Below are 22,905 nucleotides of genomic sequence, written 5' to 3' on the forward strand. Positions count from 1 at the left end.
CCAAAAATACTCCCCCCGGAGGCATAGATTTTTCGAAGGAAAATCTATCGTGGCACCTTGAGACCGCTGGGGACATTGTCCGGAATGCCAAGACGCCCGGCCACGGCCGCCGGGTCGGTCAATGTATCGAGAAAGGCCAGCAGGGCATCGACCTCCCCGTCACTCAGCTCGATCGGCTGCAACCGGTTCGCGTCGGCAATCGCCGCCATCTCGACCGGATCGTCCAGCACTGCCCGGTCGCTGGCAAAACCGCCCCCCGGCAAGACCGCCGAGGCAATATCATAGACCTCGAGACTGGCCACCGGATCCAGATGGTGTTCGACCACCGCCCGCAGGCCGGCATAGGCGCCGCTATGCCCATAGGGCGCGGTGGCGGTCACGTTGCGCAGCGACGGCGTGCGGAAGGCATAAGCGTCGGCCGGATCGCCCGTTACCCGCATCCGCCCGATATCGCGATTGTGGCGCTCGAACCGGGCCGCCTTGCCCGGCCCGATCTGCGGCATGGCGATGGCGTGAAACCCGTGGTCGGTCTGGAACTGGCCTGCGTGGCAGGTCGAACACTGCGCCTTGCCATAGAAGAGGTCCATCCCCGCTTTCGCCGCTTCGGGCAGGTCCCCCTGCCCGCGCAGATAGCGGTCGAACGGGCTGTCATCGGCGCGCCATTCGAACACCATGAAATCGGCGATCACATTGGCGATATCGGCAAATGTCACCGGGCGCGGCCCGATGACCGTGTCAAAGGCGCGGCGGTAGTCCGGGATCGCCTCGATCCGCGCCGCCAGGATCGCCCAGGCCCCGCCTGGGCCGGTGAGCCTGCCTTGCCGCACCGTCTGGGCCACGTCGTTTTCCGAGTAATGCCCGGCCATCTCGTCGCCCGAGAGCACCGGGAACATCGCCTGCGCGGCCAGCGCCGAGGCAAAGCCCTGCTCCATATCTGCGCCCAGCGGCGTGCGGATGCCCGAGGGGCTTATCGGGTCGCTTTCCAGCCGGCCGTCGTGAAAGAAATGCGTGAATTCTTCGGCGCCGAGGTTGAACAGCGCCGGCGCGTTGCGGGGAATGCGCTGTTCGGGCCGGTTTTCCGGGTCGTGGCGCATGTCCGGGCCGATCCCCAGCGCGCCGTCGCCCAGGCCCAGCGACACCCCGTCCGAGGTGCCAAACCGCGGATGGTGGCAACTGGCGCAGGCGACAGACCGGTTGCCGCTGAGGATGGGGTCATAGAACAGAAGCTGCCCCAGCCGTACCGCCTCTATCCTGGGTTCGGCAAAGACCGCATCGGCGCGCGGCAGCGGTTCGGCGAGCAGTGGACTGGCCGCGATGCTCAGCAGTACGATCAGCCGCTTCATGCCGCACCCTCTTCGCGAATGCGCACTGTCATGCACTGGCGGTAGGGGTGATCGGGGGTGACCAGCGGGCAGGGAAAGCCAGGCGTGTTCACTGCATTGGGATAGCCCTGCGGCTCCAGACAGAGGCCCGAAAAAGGCGCGTGGCGCTGGCCCGGCAGGGGGGGATGCAGCGCGCCCAGGTATTGGCCGGTATAGAGTTGCAGGCAGGGTTGGTCGGTCTCGATCTCCAGCACAAGCCCGTTGCCGGTCGCCCGCACCTGCCCCCGGTCGAGTACGAAATTCATATCCAGCCCCTGCCCGTCCGGGTCCGCCTCGGATATGCGCCGCCCGGTCCGGAAATCGAAAAGTTGCCCCGTCGTCGGAGCGATCTCTCCGGTCGGGATCTTGGCCGCATCGTTGACGGTATGGCGGCTGGCGGGCAGGGTCACGCGGAAATCGCGGCAGGTCTTGGTCCCAAGCGAATAATAGGAATGCTGCGCAAGGTTCAGCAGGGTCGGCCGGTCGCTGACAGCGCGCATGTCATAGGTGAGCGCGTCACGCTCCAGCCGGATCGTCACCGTCAGGCCGAGCCGCCCGGGGTATCCGCCCTCGCCATGCTCGGACACGAGTGTCAGGCGCACGGCGCGGGGGCCACCCACCTCCATCTCCCACAGGCGCGCATGCAGCCCCTGCGGCCCGCCGTGGATATGGTTCGGTGCCTCGTTGGCGGGCAGGTCATAGCGCTGCCCGTCCAGTGTGAAGCCCGCGCCCGAGATGCGGTTGGCGACCCGGCCCGCGATGATTCCCAGACTGCGGGGGTTATGGGCGTAATCGGCCGGGTCGGCATAGCCCAGCACCACCGGCACCCGGGCGCCACGCAGCGGCACCTGCCAGTCCTGCGTGATACAGGCCCGGTTCAGGATCGCGACCGAAACGTCACCCTCCTCCAGCACGTGCCGCCGGATGCCGCCCCGGTCAGACAAAGCGGTTCACATGGTTTTCCAGCATCTCCTGCCGGCCCGAGCGAGGCTGCGGGTCGATCTCGCCCGCCAGCACGCGGGCAAAGAGGCTGTCAAGATCGCTCTCCAATACGCCCTGCCCATGGTCGCTGTCCCAACCGGCATAGCGGTCGCGCAGCGCGGCCTCCAGCCCGCCGTCCTCGATCATCGCGGCCGCAGCTTTCAGCCCGCGTGCGCAGATATCCATGCCGCCCACATGGGCCGCAATCAGGTCGAATGCATCCAGCGACTGGCGCCGGAGCTTGGCGTCAAAATTGGTGCCCCCAGTTCTGAACCCGCCCGCCCGCAGGATGTGGTAATAACACAGCGCCACCTCGGGCACGTTATTTGGGAACTGATCAGTATCCCAGCCCGACTGGTAATCGTTGCGGTTCATGTCGATGGAGCCCAGCATGCCCTCGGCCGCGGCCACCGCGATCTCATGTTCGAACGAATGCCCGGCCAGGATTGCGTGGCCCTGCTCCAGGTTCAGCTTTACCTCGCCCTCCAGCCCGTATTTGCGCAGGAAGCCGATGCAGGTGGCGGCGTCGAAATCATATTGATGTTTCGAGGGTTCCTGCGGTTTCGGCTCGACCAGGATCGCGCCCTTGAAGCCAATCTTGTGCTTGTAATCCACGACCATGTTCAGGAACCGACCCATATGATCCAGCTCGCGCCCCATATCGGTGTTGAGCAGCGTCTCATACCCCTCGCGCCCGCCCCAGAGGACATAGTTCTGCCCGCCCATCCGGTGGGTGGCGTCCATGCACGCCTTCACCGTCGCGGCGGCATAGGCGAACACGTCCGGATCCGGGTTGGTCGCGGCGCCGGCCATCCAGCGGCGGTGGCTGAACATGTTGGCAGTGCCCCACAACAGGCGGGTCTTGCGGTTTTCCATTTTTTCAAGGAAATAGTCGATGATTTCCTCGAAATTCCGCAAGCTTTCGGCAAAGGTCGCGGCTTCGGGGCGGATATCGGCATCGTGCCAGCAGAAATAGGGCTGGCCCAGGATATCGAACATCTCGAACGCGGCATCGGCCTTGACCCTGGCGCGCGCCATGTCGTCCTGCGGCTGCCAGGGGCGGATCAGGGTCTGGCCGCCGAACGGGTCGCCCCCCTCCCACGCGAAGGAATGCCAATAGGCCACCGCAAAGCGCAGGTGATCCTCCATCCGCTTGCCCATGACCATTTCGTCGGGGTCATAGTGGCGAAAGGCCAGCGGATTGGCGCTGTCGGGTCCTTCGAAACGGACGGGGGCGATATCGACGAAGAACTCGGTCATGGCAGGGCTTTCAGCTTGGGGTAAGAGGCGGCGAAATCGGCATGGGCCTGAGCATAGGCGTCCAGCAGGTCGGCGCGCGGGTCGATGGTTTCGGCAATGGGTGGGCGGGTCATCACCTGTTCCGGGTCGGCCCCGGTGACGCCGCAGATGGCCAGGCGCGCGGCGCCAAGGGCGGCGCCGAAATCGCCCTGTTCGGGCAGGTCGAGCGGCAGGCCCAGAACGGTGGCCAAGAGTTCCACCCAGTAGCGCGAGCGGGTGCCGCCGCCGATCGCCAGAAGGCGCGGCAAATCGGCGCCGGTGGCGCGCAGGGCGTCGAGACTGTCGCGCAGGGCGAAACTCACACCTTCGACCACGGCGCGGGTCAGGTCGGTGCGGGTCTGGGCGATGTCGAGATGTAGGAAAGCACCGCGCATGGCGGCGTCGTTATGCGGCGTCCGCTCGCCCGAGAGATACGGCAGGAACCGCATAGGGCCGGGCGCGCCCAGCGCGCCCAGCTCGCCAGTCAGGGTCGCGGCCTCGACCCCGGTGATCCGGGCCAGCCAATTCAGGCTGTCGGTCGCGGCCAGGATCACGCCCATCTGGTACCAGCGCCCCGGCACCGCGTGACAGAAGGTGTGCACCGCGCTGGCCGGGTCCGGGTAAAACCCGTTTCGCGCCGCGAACAGCACGCCCGAAGTGCCCAGCGAGACGAATCCGTCGCCCTCGGCCAATGCGCCCACGCCGCAGGCGGCGGCGGCATTGTCGGCGCCCCCGGCCACGACCTGCACTCCGTCAGGCAAGCCCAGCTCTGCGGCAAGGTCGGGGCGTAGAGGCCCCACAATCCCGGTCCCCTCGCGCAGGTCCGGCATCTGATCGCGGCGCATCCCGCCGACCTTGAGCAGCCGGTCAGACCAGTCGCGCGCGCCCACATCCAGCCAGGCGGTACCGGCGGCATCGGACATCTCGGTGCCGATCTCACCAGTCAGCCACCAGGCCAGGTAATCCTTGGGCAGCAGAACCGTGGCCACGCGGGCAAAGCCCTCTGGCTCGTGCCGGGCAAGCCAGAGCAGTTTCGGCGCGGTGAAGCCCGGGAACACGATATTGCCCGAGAGGTCCCGGACATCCGCCATCGCGTCCAGTTCCGCCGCCTCGCCATGGCTGCGACCGTCGTTCCACAGGATCGCGGGGCGGAGCACCACCCCGGCCGGATCGAGCAGCACCGCCCCGTGCATCTGCCCCGACAGTCCCACCCCCGCGACCTGCTCCATCGCAAGTGGATGGCGTTGCGCCAACGCGACCAGAGCGGCGCGCGCCGCCGACACCCAATTGGCTGGGTCCTGCTCGCTCCACCCCGGGTACGGATGGTCGGCGAAAAGCCCGGATTCGGCGCTGGCCAGCACGCTGCCATCCGGCCGAACCAGCACTGCGCGCACCCCGGAAGTGCCCAGATCGAGCCCTATGAACATTTCGCCTCCCCAGCTGTTGCCAGAGCTTTGCTTGATTTAATTTAGGTGTCAAATTAAAAAGAGAACTCATGCCCCGGATTGGCCACACAGAGGTCGCAAAACCGCACCGGCAAAGGGTATTGAACCGCGCGAGGCGATTTTCCCCTAGCAGCAAGCAGCGCCCGTGCTAGGAACGGGGCAATCCAACCGGACAACACCAAGGAGAGCAGACCCGGTGCGTATCACGTTTCTCAGCCCACGCTCGAATCTGGCGGGCGGCCTGCGCGTGATTGCGATCTATGCCCGCATGTTGCGCGCGCGCGGCCATGAAGTGACCGTTGTCATCCCAGCCCGGGCACAGCCCGGTCGCCGACAGAAATTGCGTGCGCTGCTGCACGGGCGCCATCCCAACCCGCCAGAGCCGCCTGGCCATTTGGACGATCTGGACCTGCCGGTGATCGAAACCGCGCGGGCCGATTTCCATGTCGAACCGGAAGAGATCCCGGATGCGGATGCCATCGTGGCCACCTGGTGGGAGACTGCCTTTGCCGCCGCAGCGATGCCGCCCGAAAAAGGGCGCAAGTTCTATCTGATCCAGCATCACGAGGTGCATGATTTCCTGCCCTGGCAGGTCTCGCGCGCCACCTACTACCTGCCACTGACCCCTATTGTAATCTCGAACTGGCTGGACGGCATCCTGCGCCGGATTTACGGTCGCGACGACGCTCGGTTGGTGCCCAATGGCATCGACCTGACCCAGTTCCATGCGCCCGTACGGGGAAAGGCCGCCCGCCCTACGGTTGGTTTCCTTTACAGCCCCTATCCGATCAAGGGGTCGGATACCGCACTGACCGCCCTCGCCCTGTTGCGGCAACGGTTTCCCAACCTGCATGTGGTGACCTTTGGCGCCGAGCCGGTATCACCGGATATGCCTCTGCCTCCTGACGCCGAGTTTCACCTGCGACCAGCACAGGAGCGGATCCGCGACATCTATGCCGCCTGCGACGTCTTTCTCTGCGCCAGCACCGCCGAGGGGTTCTTTCTGCCGCTGCTCGAGGCAATGGCCTGCCGCACGCCACTGGTTTCGACCCGCGTGGGCGCCGCCGAAGATCTGATAGAGCCAGGCGTGACCGGTTATCTGGCCGATGTGGGCGATGCGGGCGCCTTGGCCAAAGGGGTCGCGCGCATCCTGTCGTTGTCTGATACCGAATGGCGTGAAATGTCCGACCGCAATTACCAGATCGCGCAGGGGCAAGGCTGGGACCGCGCCTGCGACCTGCTTGAGGCGGTTCTGACCGGGCCTGAGCGCGCGCTATGACCGTCGATCTGATTCTCATCGGTCGCAACGAAGGCGACCGGCTGATCCGCGCCCTGCAGGCCGCGCGCGGACAGGCGCAACGGCTGATTTACGTGGATTCAGGTTCGACCGACGGCAGCGTCGCCGCCGCCCGTACCGCAGGCGCGGTGGTGGTGGAACTGGACATGTCGGTGCCGTTCAGCGCCGCGCGTGCCCGCAATGCGGGGTTCGAGGCGGCGCAGGCCGAGCACCCTGCGCCCTTTGTTCAATTCATCGACGGCGATTGCGCGCTGGTGCCTGGCTGGCTGGAAGCCGCTGAGGCGCGGCTGCGGCAGGACGAGACCCTTGGCCTTGTCACCGGATGGCGGTCGGAAATCGCGCCAGAGGCCAGCATTTACAACCGCATCTGCGACCATGAATGGCGCCGTCCCGCCGGACCTATCGCAGTCTGCGGCGGCGACATGATGGTGCGGGTCGAGGCGTATCAGCAGGTAGGTGGGTTCAACCCCACTCTGATCGCCGGTGAGGATGAAGATTTCGGCCTTCGTCTGGCACAAGCCGGTTGGAAACTGGAAAGACTGCCGCTGGAGATGACCCGGCACGACGCCGCGATCATCCGGTTTGGCCAATGGTGGCGTCGGGCGGTGCGGGCGGGCCACGCTTTTGCCCAGATGGGCACGCTGCATCCCAGCCATTTACGGATCGAGCGGCTCCGGGTGCTGGCCTATGGGCTGATCCTGCCGGTGATCGCTCTGATCGGTGCGGCGCATGGCCCGGCTATGCCGTTGCTTGTCGTGGCACTTTATGGCCTGTCATGGTGGCGCAGCGCGCGTGGTTTGCAGCGCGATGGACTGGCACGTAACGAGGCGCGCGCGCAGGCGGTGTTTCTGACCCTGTCCAAGTTTCCCAACCTGCAGGGGATGGGCAAATACTGGCTGATGCGGCTTGCCCGGCGCAACCCCAAGATCATCGAGTATCAGTGAGGCAATCGACGCTCGCGGTCCTCGACCAAAAGGCTGGTACATCTGGACACGGCCTGGACGTCTTTGTTCGCCGCGATGGAGAAGCGTAACCGTGAAGCCCCTCCGACGCGGAAATCGAACACCAGTTGCTGACGCTGCTCCGACACAGGGGAATTCACCCAGAACCCGCTAGCGCAGGGAGGCTTGGTTTCTGATCAAAGACCGGTTCGGCGCAACCGGCGCGCGGCGGCGATCTGTCCGGGCAGGATCATCGCGCCTCGGGCATAGCGCGGCACCATGCGCACCGGATCACTCAGCATACGCCATAGCCATTCCAGCCACATTTGCCGCATCCATCGCGGCGCGCGTACCTGGTGATCTCCCAGGAAATCGAGCCCTGCGCCAACCGAGGCAAAGCCGACGCCCGGTGCCAGATCGCGTCCGCGCAGGGCGAGCACCTCTTGCCGGGGCGCGCCCAGCGCCAGAAAGCACAGACCAACCCCGCGCGCGGCCAGTTCCGACAGGATCTGGGCCGCCGCCTCTCCCCCGGGGTCGAACCCATAATCCGGCGCATGAGTCCAGACCACGTTGAGTCCCGGCACATGATCTATGAGTACACTGCGGGCATCGGCAAGCGCCTGTTGGGAACTGCCTACCAGCGCCACTGGCACATTCTCTTCGGCCGCTAGTCCCGCCAGCGGGAAAACCAGATCGGAACCGGGCAGCAACTCGACAGGGCTTCCGGCGATGCGCGACAATATGAAGACAGATCTTCCGTCTGCCACCACCATATCTTGTGCCGAATAGGTGCGCGCAAAGGCCTCATCGCTTGTCAGCTTGGCCAGATGATCAAGGTTTATCGTGGCAAGCGCAAAACCCTCACGACTCTGGAACCGCCGCCGAACTTCAGCCATCAGCTTTGCGCGCGTCGGCATATTGATCCGTACCCGGCTCTGCCCAAAGTCGAATTTCACCTATTGTCACTCCCTTGTTTCGGAATGCTTAGCGGATGGTTTTTGACGATGCAAAGCCTTGCTGCGAAACCGTGCGTTTCCTGCCACCGGATCGCCCAAATCCGACGCTATTGCAGGACAGGCCGCCGCCGGTCTGATAGGGTCGACCGGCATTTTGCCACCGGAAACAGCCTGACGGAGCCCGATGCCCAACCCAGTCGCCTATATGATGCTGATGCTGTGGCCATTCGTCTGTGTGGCCCTGTTCGCACGGTTGTCACCACGGCATGCGATCATATGGGGTATCCTTGGCGCATATTTGATTCTTCCGCCGGTGGCTGAGTTCGACCTGCCGCTGATTCCGTCGATGAACAAAGATTCGATCGCGTCTGTGGCCACATTCCTTGGCTGTATCCTGATCGCGCGGCAACCGGTAACGATGTGGTCTCGGGTCTGGCCGGTGCGCCTGTTGCTGCTGGGCTTCGTGCTCTGTGCGGTGCCAACTGTGCTGACCAACCGCGAACCGCTGGTTTTCGAAGTTCTGACAGGTAGCGAACCGATCCGGTTCATCACCAATCACGTTCCCGGGCTGGGACTGCGCGACATGCTGTCGATCATGATCGGGCAGGTGATCGTGCTATTGCCCTTCTTCCTGGGCCGGGCGCATCTGTCGGACGAGGCGGGCCTGCGCGCGATCATCTATGCTCTGGCGGCCGCCGGTCTGATCTATTCGCTGCCGTCGCTCTTCGAGATCAACTTTGCCCCGGTGATCAACATCTTTATCTACGGGTTCTTCCAGCACGACTTCAACCAGATGATCCGCAACGGCGGGTTCCGCCCCATCGTGTTCCTGCCGCACGGACTGTGGCTGGCGTTTTTTATGGCAACCGCGCTGATCTCGACGGCGGCGCTGACGCGGGCCTCGCAGGACGCTCAGCGCCTGAAATGGGGGTTGGCCACCGTCTATCTGGCAGTCGTCCTGAACGCCTGCAAAAGCCTTGCCTCTCTGCTGTATGGCATGGCGCTGGTGCCGGTCGTGCTGTTCCTGCGGCGCAATACGATCATCCGCCTGGCCCTGATTATCGCCTTGCTGGCAATCGCCTACCCGGCGCTGCGTAATCTCGGCGTCGTTCCCCTGGATTTGATACTGGAAAGGGCTGAAAGCGTCAGCGCCGAACGCGCGCAATCGCTGGGGTTCCGTTTCAACAACGAGGAACATCTGCTGGAGCGCGCCCATCTGAAACCCTGGTTCGGCTGGGGTGGATGGGGCAGGAACCTGGTTCTGGATCCGGAAACCGGCATGATCATTACCGTTCCGGATGGCGCCTGGATTATCGTGTTCGGTACTTTTGGCTGGCTGGGATATATTGCGCAGATGGGCCTGTTGGCCACGCCCATCATCATGGCGGCACTTTACGCGCGCAAAGCGTCGCCCGAAGGACTCTCGGGTTTCGTGCCGCCGATTGCGTTGATTCTGGCCACCACGATGACCGACATGCTTCTGAACGCCACCCTGACGCCGTTTACCTGGCTTTGCGCAGGCGCGGTAATGGGCTTTTTCGAGCGCCAGAAGTACCCGGATTGGAACCGAGGCCGTCGCAGCCTGTTTGGCGCTGGCCCCGCGATTGGTGGCAAGACGCAAACCGAACCCCGAAGAACCATTCTCTAAGATTTTCGGCCTTTGCCCCGAACCAGCCGCAAAAGGCCCGCAACTGTCCCTAATCCGGTCACAATCTTTTTGAAGAACGATGTTTGTCACCAAGTAGGAATAGAACACATTCCAAACGCTAGAGGTTTTGTGACACTACTACAGGGGTTTAGAAAAAATCAGGGGAAACTGATCAAATTGGAACCTTTTCAGGATCGCGCGCGCCCGACTAGGGTGCGTGAGGGTTGGCGGGCTGAAGACGAAGTGGATCGTTTGGGCAGACCATGACAACGCGTGCTTCAATGAGTGAACTGGGCGATATTGCAGTCGTCGGTATGTCGGTGCATGTTCCCGGCGCCGCGTCGGTGGCCGAGTTTTGGGACAATCTCAGGGCAGGGATCGAATCGATCCGGCCGCTGGATGACGCGGCGCTGCTGGCCGCGGGCGAGCGCCCAGACCTGATGGCGGACCCCAATTATGTCCGCGCGGCGGCGCCGCTGGACGGGTTCGACCGGTTCGATGCCGATTTTTTTGGCTTTTCCCCCAAGGAAGCCGCGATTCTGGACCCACAACACCGTCAGTTCCTGGAAACCGCCTGGGAGGCGATGGAAAACGCCGGTCACCCACCGGAATCGGTATCCGGGCCGATCGGGGTCTATGCCGGTTGCGGCATGGGCAGCTATTTCTATTTCAACATCTGCTCGAACCCCGGTCTGGTCGACGATGTGGGCATGTTCCTGTTGCGCCACACCGGCAACGACAAGGATTTCCTGTCCACCCGCGTCAGCCATGTGTTCGACCTGCACGGGCCAAGCATCAATATCCAGACCGCCTGTTCCACCTCGCTGGTCGCGATCCACTATGCCTGCAAGGCGCTGCGCGAGGGCGAATGCGACATGGCGCTGGCGGGCGGGTCCACCATCGAATTGCCGCAGGGGCGCGGGTACCTTTACAAGGAAAACGAGATCCTCAGCCCAGATGGTCATTGCCATGCATTCGACCACAGGGCGCAGGGCACAGTGTTCGGCTCGGGCGCGGGCGTGGTGGCGCTGCGCCGGCTCGAGGACGCGCTGGCCGATGGCGACCATATCTGGGCGGTGATCAAGGGCAGCGCCATCAACAATGACGGCGCCGACAAGGCCGGTTATCTGGCGCCCTCGGTCGGTGGTCAGGCGCAGGCGATCAGCGCCGCGCTGAAGGCGGCGGATGTGCCCGCCGAGACCATTGACTACATCGAATGCCACGGCACCGGCACCTATCTGGGCGACCCGATCGAGGTGTCGGCCCTGACCCAGGCCTATCGGGAACAGACCGCCGAGAGCGGCTTTTGCAAGATCGGCTCGGTCAAGACCAATATCGGCCATCTCGACACCGCCGCCGGGGTCGCGGGCTTTGCCAAGACCGCGCTGGCGCTGCATCACAAGCAGATTCCGCCTTCGCTGGGGTACGAGGCGCCGAACCCGGCGATTGATTTCGAGACCAGCCCGTTCCGGGTGAACGACCGGCTGAGCGACTGGACCCCGCACAGGGGGCCGCGCCGGGGCGCGGTGAACAGTCTGGGCGTGGGCGGCACCAACGCGCATGTCATCCTGGAGGAGGCGCCCGAGCGCGCCGCCTCGGAAGAGAGCGATTTCCCGTTCCAGATCCTGTGCCTGTCGGCCCGGTCGCGCGCCGCGCTCGATGGCAATGCCAAGGCGCTGGCCGGTTGGCTGCGCGCCAACCCGGACGTCAATCTGGCCGATGTGGCCTATACGCTGAAAGAAGGCCGCCGCGGGTTCGAGAAACGCCGCGTTCTGGTGGCCGAAACCGCGCTTGAGGCCGCCGACCTGCTGGAGCAGGGCGATCCGCGCCGGGTGTTCAGCCATGACGCGCTGGGGGCCGGGGCCGACGTGGTGTTCATGTTCCCCGGTGGCGGGGCGCAATATGCGGGCATGGCGCGCGACCTCTACGAGGTCGAGCCGGTCTTTGCCGAATGGATGGACCGCGGGCTGGAACATCTGCAAAAGAGCCTCGACTACGATATCCGCGCCATCTGGCTGCCCGAGGGCGATACCGCCGAGGCCAATGCCCGGCTGCAACAGCCCTCGGTGCAGCTACCGCTGATCATGATCGTGGAATACGCGCTGGCGCAGCTCTGGCTCAGCTGGGGCGTGCGGCCCGCAGCCCTGGTCGGCCATTCCATGGGCGAGAACACCGCCGCCTGTCTGGCCGGTGTAATGCGGTTCGAGGATTGCATCGACCTGGTGCTGCTGCGCGGACGGCTGTTTGACACTGTGGCGCCGGGCGGCATGCTGTCGATCTCGCTGCCGCTGGACGAAGTACAGGCGCTGATCGGCGAGGATCTGGACATTGCCAGCGTCAACGCCCCCCGCCTGACCGCCGTCAGTGGCCCGCAAGCGACGCTGGACCGGCTGGTCGAGGTTTTGAAGGCCCGCGAGGTCGAACATCAGCGCATTCAGATCGACATTGCCGCCCATTCGCGGATGCTGGAGCCGATCCTGAAGGAATACGGCGATTTCCTGCGCGGTCTCACCCTGAGCGCGCCGCAAATCCCGATCCAGTCGAACCGCACCGGCGCGGTGCTGACCGAGGCAGAGGCCACCAGCCCCGACTATTGGGTCGCGCAGTTGCGCAACACGGTGCATTTCGCCGATTGCATCGACGCGCTGTCCGAGGGTCGCGACCGGGTGTTCCTGGAAGTCGGTCCCGGCAAGGCGCTGAGCTCGCTGGCGCAGATGTCGCCCGGCGTGTCGCCCGGCCAGGTGCTCAGTACCCTGCGTCACCCCGATCAGGACATTGCCGATGACGCCTATTTCATGGGGGTGATCGGGCGGCTCTGGGCCTGCGGGGTCGAGGCCGACTGGCCGCAGATCTGGGGCGAGGCCAAGCGCCATCGTCTACCGCTGCCGACCTATGCGTTCCAGCGCAGCCGCTATTTCATCGAACCGGGCACCCAGCGGGCGGAAGAACCGCGCGCGGTTCTGACCCGCAGCGACGATCTGGCCGAATGGGGCTGGCGCCCTGTCTGGCGGCCGCGTCTGGCCGAATGCGATATCGACGTCGAGACCGAGCTGGACCGGACAGAACCGCTCAACTGGCTGATCTTTCTGGATGCCGGGGGGCTTGCGGCTAAGGCGGCCGACCGGCTGGAGGAGGCCGGGCATTGGGTGGCGCGTGTCAGTTCCAGCGACAGCTATGTCAAACACGCTGACACAAGGTTCGAACTGGCCCCGGAACAGGGGCGCATAGGTTATGACCTGCTGTTGCGCGATCTGGCGGCGCAGGGGCGCCTGCCCGACCGGATCGGCCATTTCTGGCTGGTGACCGAGGACGAAAGCTTCCGCCCAGGATCGAGCTTCCATGACCGCAACATGGAACACGGGTTCTTCAGCCTGACCTGGCTGGCACAGGCGCTGGGGCAGGTCGAGCTGCCCGGCCCGGTGCATATCGCAACCTTCACCACCGGCGCGGCACAGGTGCGCGCCGAGGCGCTGCCTTATCCGGCCAAGGCGACCATCGCCGGGCCGCTGGGCGTGCTGCCGCACGAGATGCCGGGGATCACCTGTGCCTCGGTCGATATCGAGCTGCCCGCCCGCCTGCGCCCGCCACTGCTGGCGCGGCTGCGCGGTGCCGCGCCCGAGCAGGACGAGGACCTGACCCCGCGCCTGCTGGAGGAACTGCTCGCCGAACCGGGCAATACCATCGCCGCCTGGCGCGACGACAAGCGGTTCGGCCGCAGCTATCGCCCCGCACCGCTGGAGGATGAGGCGCCCGCCTTCGGCGAAGGCGGCACCTATCTGATCACCGGCGGCTTTGGCGGCATCGGCCTGACGGTGGCCCGCCACCTGATGCAGACCCACGGGGCCAACGTGATCCTGTTGGGGCGCGAGGAGCTGCCCGCCGACCGCGCCCGATGGCTGGCCACGCACAGCCCTGCCGACAAGATCAGCCGCCGCATCCGCACACTGGAAGAGCTGGAGGCACTGGACAAGGGCCAGATTGCGGCGATTGCCGCCGATGTCTGCAATATTAGCCAGATGCGCGCCGCGCTCAGCGCCGCGCAGGACCGGTTCGGCGCGCTGACCGGGGTCATCCATGCCGCCGGACATATCGAGGACGGGCCGGTGCTGGCCAAGACCGAGGCCGGGATCGACCGGGTGCTGGCACCGAAGATGACCGGCCTCAGGGTGCTGGACGAGCTGTTCCCCGATGGTGTGCTGGAACTGATGGTGCTCTTTGCCTCCTCTTCGACGGCGAGCCGTCCGGCGGGCCAGATCGACTATGTCGCGGCCAACGAGTATCTCAACGCCTTTGCCAGCAGCCGCAGCGCCGCCAAGACCCGCGTCGTGGCGGTGAACTGGGGCGTCTGGGCGGATGTGGGCATGGCCGCCGACGCGCGTGCCGCGCGGCTCGGCGGCGATCCTGCCGAGGCCCGCACCGCGACCGACCAGCCGCTGTTGCAGGAGGCCGGGTTCGACGAGGCCGGCAACCGCCTGTTCGTGTCGCGGCTGAGCGCCGAGCACTGGGTGTTCGACGAACACCGCACCGCCGCAGGCGATGCGCTGCTGCCTGGGACCGGCTATGTCGAACTGGCGGCCGAAGCCCTGCGGGCGCAGGGCGTCAGCCATCCGTTCGACATCCGCGATCTCTATTTCTTCCGCCCGCTGCGGGTTAACGGCGCCCCGCGCGAGGTGATCGTGCGGCTGGAACCCACCGCCGAAGGCTATGGTTTCAGCGTGCACAGCGCTTTGCCCGGCGGCGGTTACGCGCAGAACGCCCAGGCGATGCTGGTGCTCGACCCCGAGGCGCGGGCCGGAACGCTCGATCTGGCCGCGATTGCCACGCGCTGCCCGCAGGCGGCGACCGCGCCCATCGGCGCAGTGCTGCATACCCCGCAGGAGGCGCATCTGAAATTCGGCCCGCGCTGGCAGGTGCTGCGCGCCACCGCGCGGGGCGAGGACGAGGGGCTGGCCCGCCTGTCACTGCCCGAGGAGTACCGCCGCGATCTGGACCAGGGGTACCAGATGCACCCCGGCCTTCTGGATCTGGCCACCGGCTGGGCCATCGAACTGGCGCGCGGCTATCAGGGCCGGTCGCTCTGGGTGCCGGTCTCCTACCGCTCCTTGCGGGTCTTTGCACCGCTGCCTGCGGATATCCGCAGCTGGATGCGCCCGACGCCGGGCGCCACGCCGATCGATGGATTTGCCTCGTTCGACATCACCCTGACCGATCCTTCGGGGCGGGTGCTGGTCGATATCGCCGGGTTCCAGATGCAACGTACCAGTGGCACCATCGACCTGACCGAACCGGCAAAACCCGATGCCGACGCCGCCGCGCTGGGGCTGGAACCGGCCCGCAAAGCCGCGGCGCTCTCGCCCGAGGAACAGCGCCTGCACCGCAACATCGCACAGGGCATCCGCGCCGGTGAAGGCGCCGCGGCGCTGACCCGGGCGCTGAACAGCGGGCTGAGCCAGGTGGTCGTCACCTCGCTTGACCTGCCGCGCCTGATCGCCGAGGCCGATCAGGTCTCGGCCCCGGCCGAGGCCGGGCAGAGCTTCGAACGCCCGCAGCTCGATACCGAATATGTCGCGCCGCAGACCGAGACCGAAAAGACTCTGGCGGGTTTCTTTGAAACCCTGCTGGGCGTGTCGCAGGTGGGCACTCAGGACAGTTTCTTTGACCTTGGCGGTCACTCGCTGATCGCGGTGCGGCTGTTTGCCCAGATCAACCGGGCCTTTGACGTCGAGTTCCCGATCTCGGTCCTGTTCGAGGCCCCGAGCATCGCCCGCATCGCCGAGAAGATCGACGCGCGGATCGGCCGGTCGGCCGCCCTGTCCGGCGAGGGCGAGGACAAGGCGCAGATCGCCCCCGCCTTTGCCCATGTCGTGCCGCTGCACGATGTCGGGTCGGGCGGCCAGACGCCCTTCTTCGTGGTCGCGGGCATGTTCGGCAACGTGCTGAACCTGCGCCATCTGGCGCTGATGCTGGGGCGCGACCGGTCGGTCTATGGGCTTCAGGCACGCGGGTTGGTCGGCGACGAGGCCCCACATGACACGATCGAGGCAGCGGCCGCCGATTACATCGCCGAGATGCGTCAGGTGCAGCCGCACGGGCCGTATCTGCTGGGCGGTTACTCAGGCGGCGGCATCACCGCCTACGAGATCGCGCGTCAGTTGGAGACCGCCGGTGAAAAAGTCTCGCTTCTGGCGATGATCGACACCCCTTTGCCGGTACGCCCAGAAATCGGCCGGCGCGACCGCGCCATTATCAAGCTACGCCAGTTCTCCGAACGCGGCCCACGCTACCTGCTCGACTGGCTTGGTACCCGGTTCGCCTGGGAGGTGGAACGTCGCCGCGCCCCGGTCGGAGACGCTGGCGGTGCTGCCTTTAACAATGCCCGGATCGAGGCCGCGTTTCTCGGCTCGGTCGGCCGCTATCAGCCGCAGCCTTGGAATGGTCCGCTTCTGATGTACCGGCCGGTACTGGACCGGCGCTGGAAAGTGTCTGGAGGCAACTGGGTCAGCACTGAACGACAGTATGTTTACAACGATAACGACTGGGGCAGGTTCGCCCGGAATATCGAGGTGTGCGAAGTACCCGGCGACCATAACAGCATGGTGCTAGTGCCGAATGTCTCGGTCCTGACTGAACACTTGCGCCAGCGATTACACGAAACCGACGCTGTCCAGCCGTTGGGCAAGGCTGCGGAGTAAGCGCATGACAGAACCGACCGTCCTGACGGTTATCCTCAACTACCGCACGCCGGATCTGACGATCCGGGCCTGCGAGGCGGTCCTGCGCGACATGCAGGGTCTGTCGGGCGAGTTGATCGTAGTCGACAACGCGTCGGGCGACGGGTCGGCGGACCGGCTGCGAGAGGCCGCAGCCGCGCAGGGTTGGAACACGGACAGCAGGTTTCGCATCGTTGAAAGCAGCCGCAACGGCGGGTTCGGGGCCGGCATGAATCTTGGCATGCTTGCGGGTCTGTCAGACGGCGCGGCACCCGATTTCTACTATCTTCTCAACTCGGATGCGTGGCCGGACCCGGGATGTATCCGTGAGTTGCGCGATTTCCTGATTGCGACACCTGGTGCGGGGCTTGCAGCGAGCGGGGTGCGCGGGGTCGACGCGGATCCACATAGCACTGCGTTCCGTTTCCCCTCGGCCAGCGGAGAGTTCGAGGCCGCCGCGCGCACTGGCCCGATCTCTCGCCTGCTGCGCAACAGGATCATCACCCTTCCCCTGCCTCCGACCCGCACCCCGGTGGATTGGGCCGCAGGCGCCAGCCTGATGATCCGGCGTGAAACCTTTTTGGCGACCGGTGGGTTTGATGAGCACTTCTTCCTTTATTTCGAGGAAACCGATCTGTGCCGCCGGGCGGCTTTGGCTGGTTGGGAAACCTGGTACCTGCCCGACGTTTGTGTAACTCATATCGGTTCAGCATCGACCGGCATGAAAGTCTGGCGGCGCACGCCGCAATACTGGTTCGATTCCCGGTTATACTATTTCACCAAGAACCATGGTCGCGCCTATACAATAGGCACCACGCTGGCCCTGATCGCGGGCACCCTAATCTGGCGGTTGCGCCAGTTGATCCGCCCCAAGCCGAGTTCCGATCCGGACGGTTTCCTGAATGACCTAATCACCCATGCCGCACGCCGCGTGCTGGGCCTCGCGCCCGCGACGCCAAAGCCGGTTGCCGCTCTTCCGGAGGACAGCAGATGAGTTTGACCCATGTTGTGATCGGTAACGAGTCCCTGCTGATCGGATGCAGCAAAATGCTGCTCGACCGCGGGCACCGGATTGCCGCCGTGATCTCGCAGGATGACGAGATCCGAAACTGGGCCCGGGGCAAGGGCCTGCCGCATGGCGACCGGATCGCCGATCTGGCCGAAATCGCGGCGGGCGGGTTCGACTGGCTGTTGTCCATCGCCAATCTCTCGGTGATCCCGGATGCGGTATTGGCCCTGCCCGCCAAGGGCGCGGTCAATTTCCACGACGGGCCGCTGCCGCGCTATGCCGGGCTGAACACTCCGGCCTGGGCGCTGATGGCGGGCGAGACCCGCTATGGCGTCACCTGGCACCTGATCGAGGGCGGTATCGACGAGGGCGACATCCTGGCGCAACAGATGTTCGACATCGACGAGGACGAGACCGCGTTTTCGCTGAACTCGAAATGCTATGGCGCGGCGCTGGACAGTTTCGCGCGCGTGGCCGACCAGCTGGAACAGGGGCTGGAGCGGCAGGCGCAGGACCTGAGCCAGCGCAGCTATTTCGGGCGCGACGACCGGCCGGCCGCCGCCGGGCGGCTGGATTTCACCAAACCCGCCGAGGCGTTGGCCGCACTGGTGCGCGCGCTTGATTTCGGCGATTACGCCAATCCGCTGACCTGCGCCAAGATCGCGGTTGCGGGCCAGGTTCTGGCGGTATCCTCGGCCCGCGCCGAGGGTCGCTCGGGTGCGCTGCCGGGCACGGTACAGGCGGCGTCCACCGATACCCTGACCGTGGCGACGGGCGAGGGCGATCTGGTGCTTGGCGGGCTGCGCGGGCTGGACGGAGCGCCGGTTGACCTGACGCAGATGACCAAGCCGGGCGACCGGCTGGCTTCACCTTCCGCGGCCGAGGCGCAGGCGCTTGCCGCCGCGCTGACGGCGGCGTTGCCCGCCGAACGGCACTGGCGCAAGCGGCTCGTCGGGCTGCGCCCGCTGCCGGTGCCGCTGGCGCATGTCGGCCCTGCCGGACCGGTTGTCGCCAACCGCATCTCGGTTCCGCACGGGCTGGGCGAGGACCGGCTGGCCACCGCGGTGCTGATCTGGGCGCTGCGCAGCAGCGGCGAAGAGTTCGGCGACATTGCCCTGACCACCGGAGCCATCACCAAGGCCGCCGCAGACGGGTATCTGGGCGCCTGGGTGCCGCTGCGCCTGACCGAGGCCGCAACAGTTGAAGAGGCGCTAATGCGCACCGCCGAAGGACTGGCAGGCGCGCGCACCAAAGGTGCGCCGCCCGCTGACCTGCCCCTGCGCGACCCGCGCATCGGCCGCTGCCCGGTGCCGCCGGTGGCGCTGGCGGTGGACGGCGGGGCATCGGTTCCCGGTGCGATCCTGACCGTGGCGCTGGCCGACGGCACCGCGACGTTGCACGCCGACAGTGCCCGGCTCGACCCCAAGGCGGTCGAGATCCTGGCCCGCCGGCTGGAAACGGTGATGTATGCCCTGACCCGCGCCAGCGGAGCGGATGGCGTGGCGGATCTGACCGTCCTGCCCGCGTCCGAACGCTCGACCATGCTGAGCGACTGGAACCGCACCGCGCGCGACTATGACCGCACCCTGACCGTGCATCAGGCGTTCGAGGCGCAAGCCCTGCGCACACCCGAGGCAACGGCGCTGGTGTTCGAGGGCCAGAGCCTGACCTATGCCGAGCTCGACGCCCGTGCCAACGCTGTCGCCGCCCGGCTGCGCGATCTGGGTGTCGCGCCCGGCAGCCATGTGGGGGTCTATCTGGACCGCTCGCCCGAGTTGCCGATCGCAGCACTTGGCGTGCTCAAGGCGGGCGGCGCCTATGTGCCGCTCGACCCGGCCTATCCGGCCGACCGCATCGCGCACTACGTCAGCGACAGCCGCGCGGCGGTGATCGTGACGAGCGGCGCGCGCAAACCCGGCCTGTCCGCGACCGAGGCCCATGTGCTCGACATCGGCACCCTGTCAGAGGCGCACGCGGAACCTGTCGACGGCGGCGCCACCGCCGACGATCTGGCCTATGTGATCTATACCTCGGGTTCGACCGGCACGCCCAAGGGGGTGATGGTCGAACACCGCAATGTGGTGAACTTCTTCACCGGCATGGACGACCGTATCGATTATGCCAAGGGCGGTGTCTGGCTGGCGGTCACCTCGCTCAGCTTTGACATCTCGGTGCTGGAGCTGTTCTGGACGCTGGCGCGCGGCTTCAAGGTGGTGCTGAGTTCCGACGAGAACCGCGCCGAAGTGTCAAAAGGCCCGATCGCGGTCAGCGACCGGCCCATCGACTTCAACCTGATGTATTGGGGCAATGACGACGGGCCGGGGCCGAAGAAATACGAACTGCTGCTCGAAGGCGCGAAATTCGCCGATGCGCATGGTTTCAACGCGGTCTGGACGCCGGAACGCCATTTCCACGCCTTTGGCGGCCCCTATCCGAACCCCTCGGTGACCGGCGCGGCGGTGGCTGCGGTGACGAAAAATCTCAGCGTGCGCGCAGGCTCCTGCGTGGCGCCGCTGCACCATCCCGCCCGCATCGCCGAGGAATGGGCGGTGATCGACAACCTGACCGGCGGGCGCGCGGCGCTTGGCATCGCCTCGGGCTGGCAGCCTGACGATTTCATCCTGCGCCCGGAAAACACCCCGCCGCGCAACAAGCCCGCGATGTTCGAAACCATCGAGACCCTGCGCAAGCTCTGGCGCGGCGAGGCGGTGGAGTTCGCCAAGGCCGATGGCACCATGCATTCGGTCGTCACCCAGCCGCGCCCGGTGTCGAAGGAACTGCCGCTCTGGGTCACCACGGCGGGCAACCCGGAGACCTGGCGCGAGGCCGGGTCCATCGGCGCCAACGTGCTGACCCACCTTCTGGGCCAGAGCATCGACGAGGTGGCCGAAAAGATCCGCATCTATCACGCCGCCCTGCGCGAGGCGGGCCATGACCCGGCCGATTTCAAGGTGACGCTGATGCTGCACACCTATCTGGCAGGTACCCGCGAAGAAGCCGCACGTGTCGCGCGCGAGCCGATGAAGGACTACCTGCGGTCGGCCGCCGGGCTGATCAAGCAATATGCCTGGGCCTTCCCCGCCTTCAAGAAACCCAAAGGGGTGACCAACGCCTTTGAAATGAATCTGGGGGTGCTGAGCGGCGACGAGCTGGAGGCGATCCTCGATTTCGCGTTCGAGCGGTATTTCGAGGACTCGGGGCTGTTTGGCACCATCGGTGACGCGGTGGCCCGCGTCGAACAGCTCAAACGCATTGGCGTGGACGAAGTGGCGTGCCTCATCGACTATGGCATCGACCCCGCCGTGGTGCTGGAGGGGCTGAAACCGCTGGCCGAGGTTCTGAGGCGGGTCCGCGCGCCCAGCGCGCTGACCGAGGACGATTTCTCGCTGGCCGCGCAGATCGTGCGCCATGGGGTGACGCATATGCAATGCACACCGTCGATGGCGCGGATGATCGCCCTGAATGACGAGGCGCGCCTGGCACTTGGCCGGGTGAAGCACCTGCTGCTTGGGGGCGAGGCGCTGCCGGGCGATCTGGTCGAGGATCTGCGCGAGGCGACCGGCGCCCGCATCCTGAACATGTACGGGCCGACCGAGACCACGATCTGGTCCACCTGCGAGGCGGTGGGTCCCGGCGCCACAGGCACGGTGAATGTCGGCACCCCCATCGCCAATACCGCCGTCTATGTGCTGGACACAGGCGGCCAGCCCTGCCCGATCGGGGTGCCGGGCGACCTGTGCATCGGCGGCGAAGGCGTAACGCGCGGCTATTGGCAGCGCTGCGACCTGACCGAGGAGCGGTTCCCGCGCGACCCTTTCGCGGCCGAGGCCGGGCTGACCGTGACCGCCGCGCCGCAGATGTACCGCACCGGCGATCTGGTGCGCTGGCGCGCCGACGGGCGGCTCGACTTCCTTGGCCGCACCGACCACCAGGTCAAGATCCGCGGCCAGCGGATCGAGCTGGGCGAGATCGAGGCGGCGATGGCGGCTTATCCCGGCGTCACCGGTGCGGTGGTGATCGCCCGCGAGATGGGCGGCGACACAAGGCTGGTGGGCTATGTCACAACTGGCGGCCCGGTGTCGGATGCCGCGCTGCGTACGCATCTGGCCGCGCGCCTGACCGAGGTGATGGTGCCCGCCCATATCGTGACGCTCGACGCCTTTCCGCTGACGCCGAACAAGAAAGTCGACCGCAAGGCGCTGCCGGAACCTGTGCCGCAGCGCAAGGTGCAGGCGGCCCCCTCCGAGCCGCCGACCGGGGCCGAGGCGCAGATCGCCGCGATCTGGTCGCGCATCCTGGGCGTGGGCGACATCCGGCCGTCGGACAACTTCTTTGGCCTTGGCGGGCATTCCCTGCTGGCGGTACAGGCGCATCGCGAGATCCGCGCGGCGCTGAACGTGCCGACCCTGCCGATCACCGACATCTTCCGCTTTCCGACGCTTCAGGGGTTGGCCGCGCATCTGTCGCAGGGCGCCGCACCTGCGGAACCGGCACAGCCGGTGGTCGATACCGCCGAGCGGGCCGACACCATGTCGCGGCGGCGGGCGATGCGCGCCAACCGGCAGGAACGGGTCAGGTGAGCGGGCCGGGCCCAACCGAGGCGCTGCTGCTCGCCTCGCCTCTGCTGGGCCGGGGAGCTGCCATTGCGGCGGCCGATCCTACACGCGACTACGAGGTCTATGCCGAGGAACTGGCCGCGATCCCCGGTGCGGTGGACAAGCGCCGCCGCGAATTCACGGCCGGGCGGATGGCCACACGTCTCGCCCTGCGCGAGTTGGGCGCGCCCGCCATGGCGGTGCCGATGGGGGCCGACCGCGCCCCGATCTGGCCGCCGGGCCTGTTGGGAACCATCACCCATACAGGCACCGCCTGCCTTGCCGCCGTCGCCTGGGAAGGCGAGTTGCGACTGCTCGGCCTGGACCTCGAAGAGGACAGCCCGCTGGACCCCGACCTGATGCCGACGATCTGCACCCCGGCCGAGACCGCCTGGCTCGCCGGGCAGGACAACCGCGGACACTGGGCCAAGCTGATCTTTTCGGCCAAGGAATGCGCCTATAAGGCGCAGTACCGCATCAGCCGGACGCTGTTCGGCTTTGACACGCTGCGCATCACGCTCGACACGGCGAACAAGGGGTTCACCGCCACGTTCCGAACGGGCGTGCCCGGGTTCAAACGCGGCGACATTCTGCGCGGGCGTTTTGCCACCGGTCACGGGCTGATTGTCACAGCAATAGCCGAGAGTGCGTGATATCCCGGTGTGGCTGACCTAAGTGTAAACC

The 22,905-nt window shown here is 66.1% G+C and carries 12 protein-coding genes; 7 read left to right on the forward strand and 5 right to left on the reverse strand.

What is annotated here, in order from left to right:
- Positions 1 to 44: 44 nt before the first annotated feature.
- The 4 genes from OEZ49_RS07820 to xylB are packed head-to-tail and all read right to left on the reverse strand — an operon-like array spanning position 45 to position 5,047.
- Positions 45 to 1,343, reverse strand: a complete 1,299-nt coding sequence (locus OEZ49_RS07820) for a cytochrome-c peroxidase (RefSeq protein ID WP_263387783.1) — start codon at positions 1,341 to 1,343, stop codon at positions 45 to 47.
- Positions 1,340 to 2,305 carry an aldose epimerase family protein gene (locus OEZ49_RS07825; RefSeq protein WP_263387784.1) on the reverse strand — a complete coding sequence of 322 codons (966 nt, stop codon included), beginning with the start codon at positions 2,303 to 2,305 and terminating at the stop codon, positions 1,340 to 1,342. Before OEZ49_RS07825 ends, OEZ49_RS07820 begins: the two co-directional genes overlap by 4 nt.
- Positions 2,298 to 3,602, reverse strand: coding sequence for a xylose isomerase (gene xylA / locus OEZ49_RS07830; RefSeq protein WP_263387785.1), 1,305 nt, complete (start codon positions 3,600 to 3,602; stop codon positions 2,298 to 2,300). The genes OEZ49_RS07825 and xylA overlap by 8 nt, the downstream gene beginning before the upstream one ends.
- Positions 3,599 to 5,047, reverse strand: coding sequence for a xylulokinase (gene xylB / locus OEZ49_RS07835; RefSeq protein ID WP_263387786.1), 1,449 nt, complete (start codon positions 5,045 to 5,047; stop codon positions 3,599 to 3,601). Before xylB ends, xylA begins: the two co-directional genes overlap by 4 nt.
- Positions 5,048 to 5,261: 214 nt before the next feature.
- On the opposite strand from xylB, the gene OEZ49_RS07840 reads away from it, so the two are divergent.
- Complete coding sequence (locus OEZ49_RS07840; protein ID WP_263387787.1) at positions 5,262 to 6,344, forward strand: glycosyltransferase family 4 protein; 1,083 nt, start codon at positions 5,262 to 5,264, stop codon at positions 6,342 to 6,344.
- A complete protein-coding gene (locus OEZ49_RS07845) occupies positions 6,341 to 7,306 on the forward strand; it encodes a glycosyltransferase (RefSeq protein WP_263387788.1) in 966 nt (321 codons plus the stop codon). Before OEZ49_RS07840 ends, OEZ49_RS07845 begins: the two co-directional genes overlap by 4 nt.
- 194 nt (positions 7,307 to 7,500) lie before the next feature.
- Here OEZ49_RS07845 and OEZ49_RS07850 read toward each other — a convergent pair whose 3' ends face one another.
- A complete protein-coding gene (locus OEZ49_RS07850; protein ID WP_263387789.1) occupies positions 7,501 to 8,259 on the reverse strand; it encodes a WecB/TagA/CpsF family glycosyltransferase in 759 nt (252 codons plus the stop codon).
- A 184-nt stretch (positions 8,260 to 8,443) separates the two neighbouring features.
- Between OEZ49_RS07850 and OEZ49_RS07855 the strand changes: the two genes are divergently transcribed.
- The 5 genes from OEZ49_RS07855 (at position 8,444) to OEZ49_RS07875 (ending at position 22,874) form a co-directional block, all read left to right on the forward strand.
- The gene (locus OEZ49_RS07855; protein WP_263387790.1) at positions 8,444 to 9,907 is read left to right on the forward strand and encodes a hypothetical protein; all 1,464 of its coding nucleotides are present in this window, start codon (positions 8,444 to 8,446) and stop codon (positions 9,905 to 9,907) included.
- Positions 9,908 to 10,170: 263 nt separating this feature from the next.
- Entirely contained in the window at positions 10,171 to 16,599 is a 6,429-nt protein-coding gene (locus tag OEZ49_RS07860) for a type I polyketide synthase (RefSeq protein ID WP_263387791.1), read from the forward strand.
- Between the two features lie 4 nt (positions 16,600 to 16,603).
- Positions 16,604 to 17,611: a glycosyltransferase family 2 protein gene (locus tag OEZ49_RS07865; RefSeq protein WP_263387792.1), complete on the forward strand. Its 1,008-nt coding sequence runs from the start codon at positions 16,604 to 16,606 to the stop codon at positions 17,609 to 17,611.
- Positions 17,608 to 22,206 carry a MupA/Atu3671 family FMN-dependent luciferase-like monooxygenase gene (locus tag OEZ49_RS07870; RefSeq protein WP_263387793.1) on the forward strand — a complete coding sequence of 1,533 codons (4,599 nt, stop codon included), beginning with the start codon at positions 17,608 to 17,610 and terminating at the stop codon, positions 22,204 to 22,206. Before OEZ49_RS07865 ends, OEZ49_RS07870 begins: the two co-directional genes overlap by 4 nt.
- Entirely contained in the window at positions 22,203 to 22,874 is a 672-nt protein-coding gene (locus OEZ49_RS07875; RefSeq protein ID WP_263387794.1) for a 4'-phosphopantetheinyl transferase family protein, read from the forward strand. Before OEZ49_RS07870 ends, OEZ49_RS07875 begins: the two co-directional genes overlap by 4 nt.
- Positions 22,875 to 22,905 lie beyond the last annotated feature (31 nt).

This window comes from Ruegeria marisflavi, assembly GCF_025673445.1.
In the GTDB taxonomy this organism is placed as follows: Bacteria; Pseudomonadota; Alphaproteobacteria; order Rhodobacterales; family Rhodobacteraceae; genus Ruegeria_B; species Ruegeria_B marisflavi.

Bases quoted from the DNA above. Each gene is read 5' to 3' on its own strand.
- OEZ49_RS07820 (WP_263387783.1), bottom strand. From the start codon at position 1,343: ATGAAGCGGCTGATCGTACTGCTGAGCATCGCGGCCAGTCCACTGCTC.
- xylA (WP_263387785.1), bottom strand. From the start codon at position 3,602: ATGACCGAGTTCTTCGTCGATATCGCCCCCGTCCGTTTCGAAGGACCC.
- xylB (WP_263387786.1), bottom strand. From the start codon at position 5,047: ATGTTCATAGGGCTCGATCTGGGCACTTCCGGGGTGCGCGCAGTGCTG.
- OEZ49_RS07845 (WP_263387788.1), top strand. From the start codon at position 6,341: ATGACCGTCGATCTGATTCTCATCGGTCGCAACGAAGGCGACCGGCTG.
- OEZ49_RS07855 (WP_263387790.1), top strand. From the start codon at position 8,444: ATGCCCAACCCAGTCGCCTATATGATGCTGATGCTGTGGCCATTCGTC.
- OEZ49_RS07860 (WP_263387791.1), top strand. From the start codon at position 10,171: ATGACAACGCGTGCTTCAATGAGTGAACTGGGCGATATTGCAGTCGTC.
- OEZ49_RS07865 (WP_263387792.1), top strand. From the start codon at position 16,604: ATGACAGAACCGACCGTCCTGACGGTTATCCTCAACTACCGCACGCCG.
- OEZ49_RS07870 (WP_263387793.1), top strand. From the start codon at position 17,608: ATGAGTTTGACCCATGTTGTGATCGGTAACGAGTCCCTGCTGATCGGA.